General features: G+C 67.4%; 6 protein-coding genes. 2 read left to right on the forward strand and 4 right to left on the reverse strand.

Going from position 1 to position 5,058, the window contains the following annotated elements:
- Nucleotides 1–64: 64 nt before the first annotated feature.
- From AB0M27_RS46620 to AB0M27_RS46630, 3 genes are read right to left on the reverse strand one after another with little or no spacing between them, the layout of a single operon-like run.
- Nucleotides 65–232 (reverse strand): hypothetical protein, encoded by a 168-nt coding sequence (locus AB0M27_RS46620; protein WP_365732277.1) that lies wholly within the window; start codon nt 230–232, stop codon nt 65–67.
- Nucleotides 233–236: 4 nt separating this feature from the next.
- Nucleotides 237–536 carry a hypothetical protein gene (locus AB0M27_RS46625; protein WP_365732278.1) on the reverse strand — a complete coding sequence of 100 codons (300 nt, stop codon included), beginning with the start codon at nt 534–536 and terminating at the stop codon, nt 237–239.
- On the reverse strand, nt 529–1,077 hold the full coding sequence (locus AB0M27_RS46630; RefSeq protein ID WP_145887940.1) for a bifunctional DNA primase/polymerase: 549 nt from the start codon (nt 1,075–1,077) through the stop codon (nt 529–531). The genes AB0M27_RS46625 and AB0M27_RS46630 overlap by 8 nt, the downstream gene beginning before the upstream one ends.
- A gap of 279 nt (nt 1,078–1,356) precedes the next feature.
- On the opposite strand from AB0M27_RS46630, the gene AB0M27_RS46635 reads away from it, so the two are divergent.
- Nucleotides 1,357–2,736 (forward strand): hypothetical protein, encoded by a 1,380-nt coding sequence (locus AB0M27_RS46635; protein ID WP_145887926.1) that lies wholly within the window; start codon nt 1,357–1,359, stop codon nt 2,734–2,736.
- Between the two features lie 25 nt (nt 2,737–2,761).
- Here AB0M27_RS46635 and AB0M27_RS46640 read toward each other — a convergent pair whose 3' ends face one another.
- Nucleotides 2,762–3,694 (reverse strand): aminoglycoside phosphotransferase family protein, encoded by a 933-nt coding sequence (locus AB0M27_RS46640; protein WP_365732279.1) that lies wholly within the window; start codon nt 3,692–3,694, stop codon nt 2,762–2,764.
- Nucleotides 3,695–4,123: 429 nt separating this feature from the next.
- Here AB0M27_RS46640 and AB0M27_RS46645 point away from each other — a divergent pair, with 429 nt between their 5' ends.
- Nucleotides 4,124–4,906 carry a DUF3592 domain-containing protein gene (locus AB0M27_RS46645; RefSeq protein ID WP_365732280.1) on the forward strand — a complete coding sequence of 261 codons (783 nt, stop codon included), beginning with the start codon at nt 4,124–4,126 and terminating at the stop codon, nt 4,904–4,906.
- Nucleotides 4,907–5,058: the final 152 nt, after the last annotated feature.

Here is a 5,058-nt window from a genome sequence, read left to right on the forward strand (position 1 = left end):
TGACCTTGATCACCAAGGCCAGGGTCAGATGAAGATCACCAAGTGGGTCAGATTTGATACGCCGTCAGAGGGTCAGGGTTCGGCCGTCGTCGAGAGCCTCCAGCCCCAGCGTGGCGAGTTGTTGGGCGAGCCGGTCGGCACCGCGTCGAGCCTCGCCCCAACCTCGGACGTAGCTCACGCCGGCCGTCAGGTTCTCGGCGCGTGGTGCGATGACTCCGCGTCGGTCTGTCATGAGTTCACTCCCTCGGTTCGCGGTCAGTCTTGGTGTTGGGGCGAGGCGCGGCAGCGCTCGCCAAGGCCAGGCGCAGCAGCTCGGCCAAATGTTCGGCAGTCGCAGGTGAAACACGGCCCAGTTCGACCAGGCCGTGGCCGAAGGCGTTCAGGTCGGCGCGCAGGTACGGGAAGTCGCGCTCCATGCCCGCACTGATCAAGGCGTCGCGGAGGGCCGTTGTTGCGTCACGAGCGGCGTACCAACCGTCGCTGTCCAACGGGGACCAGCGCGCTGCGTCAAGGCGGCCGCGGGATTCCTCATGCACCGGAAGTCGACTCCTCCGGATAGGCCGCCATGGCGTCAGCAGCGGAGGTGAACCGATCGCCGTAGCGGTCGACGCGTGCCAGTAGCTCGGCGGCAGCGACAAGCACTGTTGCCAGGGCGATCGGACGGAGCGGATTGGCCTCTGGACGCCGTACCGGGGCCCGGAGCCATTGGTAGCGGTCGCCGCTCAGGGGCATGGGCCCCGGCACCACCACCACGGATTTGAGACCGAGGTACCGGTACTCCGGCGGCTCGCTGGTCTCGCGCCTGAGGAAGTAGGTGAACCAGTCGCGGCTGTTGGAGCTAAGGAAGAAGCCGACCCTGCGGGCCCGGTGGTCGACCATGACCGGGCCGCATGGCAACTCGCGGCGGCACATCTGATCGAACGTCTCCAGGCCGAGCCGCTGTTCCACCGACACCACGTCGAAGAGGCGGCCGGCGGGAATCATCGACGGGCTACGCGGGTCGTCCGCCCAGAGCGCCCGGCACATCACCGGGTCGTCCGCCGCTGCCGACAGCCACTCGATGCCTCTCCTGGTCATCGTTTGCACGACTTCTTCCCACCTCAGGTCGGCTACCCCACGGCGCCTGAGCCGCAGTGGGTTCAGCGTCGCGGGACTGGCACTGACCAGGGCAGATGACGACAGGTGACGGGGGATGACGAGTGGCGCGGAAGCCCGTCACCCCCCGTCGTCCCGAAGTGGTGGTGATAAATCCCGTTCGCCGCTGCCAACGGGGTTGTAAATCGCGTACGTTCGTGATGGTCGAGGACCACGCACCACCCCCTTTGCGCTGCCAGGAGGAGGGAAAGGCCGTCTCCCATGGACCCCGTCAGCGAGCGTTTACGCCGGGCCCGAACCGAACGCGGCTGGAGCCAGCTGCGATTGGTACGGGAACTACGCAAGGCTGCGGCCAAGCGCGGCCACCAGCTCCCCACCGACGACAGCGTCAAGCGGCGCATCGCGAGCTGGGAGAACGGGCACAGCGTGCCGGACGGGTTCTACGGCGCTCTGCTCGGGGACGCATACGGCGCCAGCCCACACGAGCTGGGGCTGGAACACGACGGCAGAGAGGACGCCGCACTTCTGGACGCCAGCTACCCCGACAGCCCTGACGCGGCTATCAACACAGTTGACCGGCTATGGAGCGCCGACCTGAACCGGTACGAGCCGCTGTTGCAGTCCGAGGCGTCCGAGCCGGCGTGGAACGAGGCGTCCTTGCGGTGGTTGGTGGCTCCGGAGCCAGCGCCCCGATCCTGTCGCCCGGTGGGGCTGCGTGTGGGGCTCGGAGACGTGGCAGCAGTGAAGACCACGGCCGACATGTTCGCAAGGCTCGACGACCAGTTCGGCGGCGATCACGCCCGGCGGGCCGTTATCCAGTACCTCAGTGCCGAGGTGGTTCCGCTGCTGCGCGGCGGCTACAGCGACGCCGTGGGGAGGGCTCTCTACTCCACCGTGGCGGAGGCGACCTTGCTCGCCGGCTGGATGTCGTACGACGCCTGCCATCACGGACTCGCCCAGCGCTACTTCCTTCAAGCCCTCCGGCTGGCCCAGGACGCCAACGACCGGCGCCTTGCCGGAAGCATCCTGTCGGCGATGAGCCACCAGGCCACCTTCCTCGGCCGGTACACCGAGGCAGCGACGCTCGCCCGTGCCGCCCTGATGGGCATCTCGGCGGTGGCGACGCCGACGCTCCGGGCCCAGTTCCATGCGATGGAGGCTCGCGCGCTCGCCCGTACAGGAGATGTCCGAGGGTGTGAAGCAGCTCTGGCGGCGGCGACGCGAGCGCTGGAGGGCAGGAACAGCGACGACGAGCCCGAGTGGATCGCCTACTTCGATGAGGCGGAGTTGGCCGCCGAAGCAGCGCACTGCTTCAGGGACGTCAACAGCGCCAGGCAGGCGGTCGCCCACGCGGAGAACGCGATGAGCGGCAGCCACGTGCGGAGCGACTTCTTCGCGACGATGGTGCTGGCCGACGCCCACCTACGCGCCGACGACATCGAGGAGGCCTGCCGGGTGGCGGTGGATGCGCTGGATCTCGGGGAGAACCTGAAGTCCGCACGATGCGTGAGTTACCTGGCCGAGTTCCGGGCGAATCTGCTCGCGGCAGGGGACAACGCGGTGTCCCAGGCCTTCGCGGAGCAGGTAGGCGAGCACCGGTTGTGGGTGGCAGCCGCAGCCAGCGGTCCTGCTGCGCGTTGAGTCGGCAGGCGATGTCCGAGGTTGTTCAGAAGGCGCCCCATGTATCCCGGCCCTCACCGGTCCGAAGGGAGTACATGCGCTTCTGGAACTCGGCCGCGAAACGCTCGCTCGTCGTCACCTGGTGCCCGATCCACGCCACCATCATCAGTTCGCGGAGGTCAGCGAGGGTCTCGTAGCCGGGCCAGTTCATCAGGTCGAAGCCATACCGGTGGACGAACTCCGCATACTCCTCACGGGTGTGCCACCCGTACCGCTCGTAGTAGATCGCGGTGAGTATCAGGTCCCACTCACGCGGGGCCAGGGCGAGGCCATCGAGATCGATCAGGACGGCGTGGCCATCGCGGTGGCGGAGGACATTCCCAATGTTCGCGTCACCGTGGATCATGCCGAAGGGAAGGACGAAGTCCAGGCGGTCGTACTCCTTGCCCAGCTCGGCCGCCCGCCCCTCCAGAAACTCTCGATCCCGATCTGAGATGCCGTCCAGGCCCGCCAGGGATGAGGCCAGCTTGGCGTGTGGGTCGAAGTACGGCAGGCCCATGGATTCAGGCTCCTCCAGCCAGTGGAGGCGCTTTAACAGATCTGCAAGCTCCCCTATCGTGGCGTATTCCTCCCGCTCCTGGACGCTCTCCCAGAAGGTCACGACCCGGCCACCGACGACCACGGGTTGGGCAGTGTCCCGCGGAACGCGCGCGGCCGGGAAGCCGGACTGCTCCAGCCAGCGGGCGACGCCCACGGCGCGTTCCATCTCAGGAAGAACGGCAGGGTCCCGAGCGATGCGGACGATCACCGGTTCCGAGGCCAAGCGGTAGACGGCGTTGGATCCGAGGCGCAGCAACTCGGCGCCGGTCGGGTCGAGGCCGGCGGAGCGGCAGGCGTCTCGGAGGACGGGCGCCGTACCCCCGGCCGTGAACCCCGTGTCGCCGCCGTCTTCCCACCCGCCGTCGCTGCCCGAGATCATGTGACCGACCATACGGGGCGCATCCCGACGCCGACAGGTCACCTGCGTAATGTGGACGTAATGATCTTGGTTGGCTGCTCGACATCGGGCAGCTCCGGCGCAGGTCAGACGGGTGTCGGCCCAGTGAGCTCACCTGGGCTCCGGAGCCGTGTGCGCAGGTTCGAATCCTGCCGGGGGCACCCTGTATGAGGTGCCCAAAGACCCCGTCACCAGCGGAAACGCTGAGGCCGGGGTCTTGGCGTTTATGCAGCGCTGTGCCGCCGGAAGCGGCCCTATGTCGGGGTCCGTGGACGCGTGGACGGAATCTTGGAGCATCAGCGCAGGTGAAGCCCGACAACCGACGAGGCATCTGTCGCAGGGCGGCCAGGCACTACTACAACTGGCGCGGCAGCCGATGAGTCTCATCTCGTAACGGGTGTGGAGGCGCAGATGGATGAACGCAAGTCCGTGCTGAGCAGCGGCCGGGACGAGCACGTCACCCCCTTTACCTGGGGCCCGCTGGCGGTCGTCGTGGCCATCGTGGTGTGGATGGCATTCGGACCGCTTGGGCAGTTGTGGCTCTATGTTCTCGGCTGGGCGGTGGCGCTGGCTGCAGCGAACGGTGTCTCCTGGCTGCTGGTACGCCGCCGGGGCCGGGCTCATCGCGGGGCCGACCAGATTCCTTCACCGGGCCAGCTCGTGGCGGGGCTGCTGCGGCTCGGTCCGGAATCGTGGCCGTTGGCCCCGCGCTGGACCAAAGCCCGTTTGGCCGCCGGGGGTTTCCTGATAGCCGCCACCATTGCCGGAACCATGGGATGGAAAGCTGGTCAGGAGTACCAGATGCTGGCGAACCTCCGGCACCACGGCCACAGGACCGACGCAACCGTAGTCGAGATCACCAGCCGGTCGGAGGAAGGCTGGGCGACCGCCGTGACCGTGCGCTTTGGTACACCGTCCGGCCCCGTGCAGGCGGAAGTCGATGTCGCGGTCAGCTCAGCAACCGATGCGAAGCCAGGAACGCGCATACCCGTCGTCTACAACCCGGCGCGGCCCACCGAGGTCCGCCACATTGCGTACCTCGACGGACGCGCCGCCGACGGAATCCGACAGGGTTCGATCGTGATCGGGCTGCTGGCGGCGGGCTTGCTGGCGGGCACTGCCACAGAGGTGGTACGTACCAAGCGGCAAACGGAATCAGGCAAGACGCCAGACACCGGCCACCCAAGGGCCTAGTACCGCATCAGGCATCCTTCGCCCCGTTGGAGTACCAAGCGAATACACCCGCACCGACACCGGAGTTCCGCAGCAAATCGGCCTTCTGGCAGGTGATGCATGGCAAACCTGCTGGTCAGGCGGTTGAGACATAGCGGCAGGCGTCAGAATCC

Source organism: Streptomyces sp. NPDC052107 (assembly GCF_040680215.1).
Taxonomy (GTDB): Bacteria; Actinomycetota; Actinomycetes; order Streptomycetales; family Streptomycetaceae; genus Streptomyces.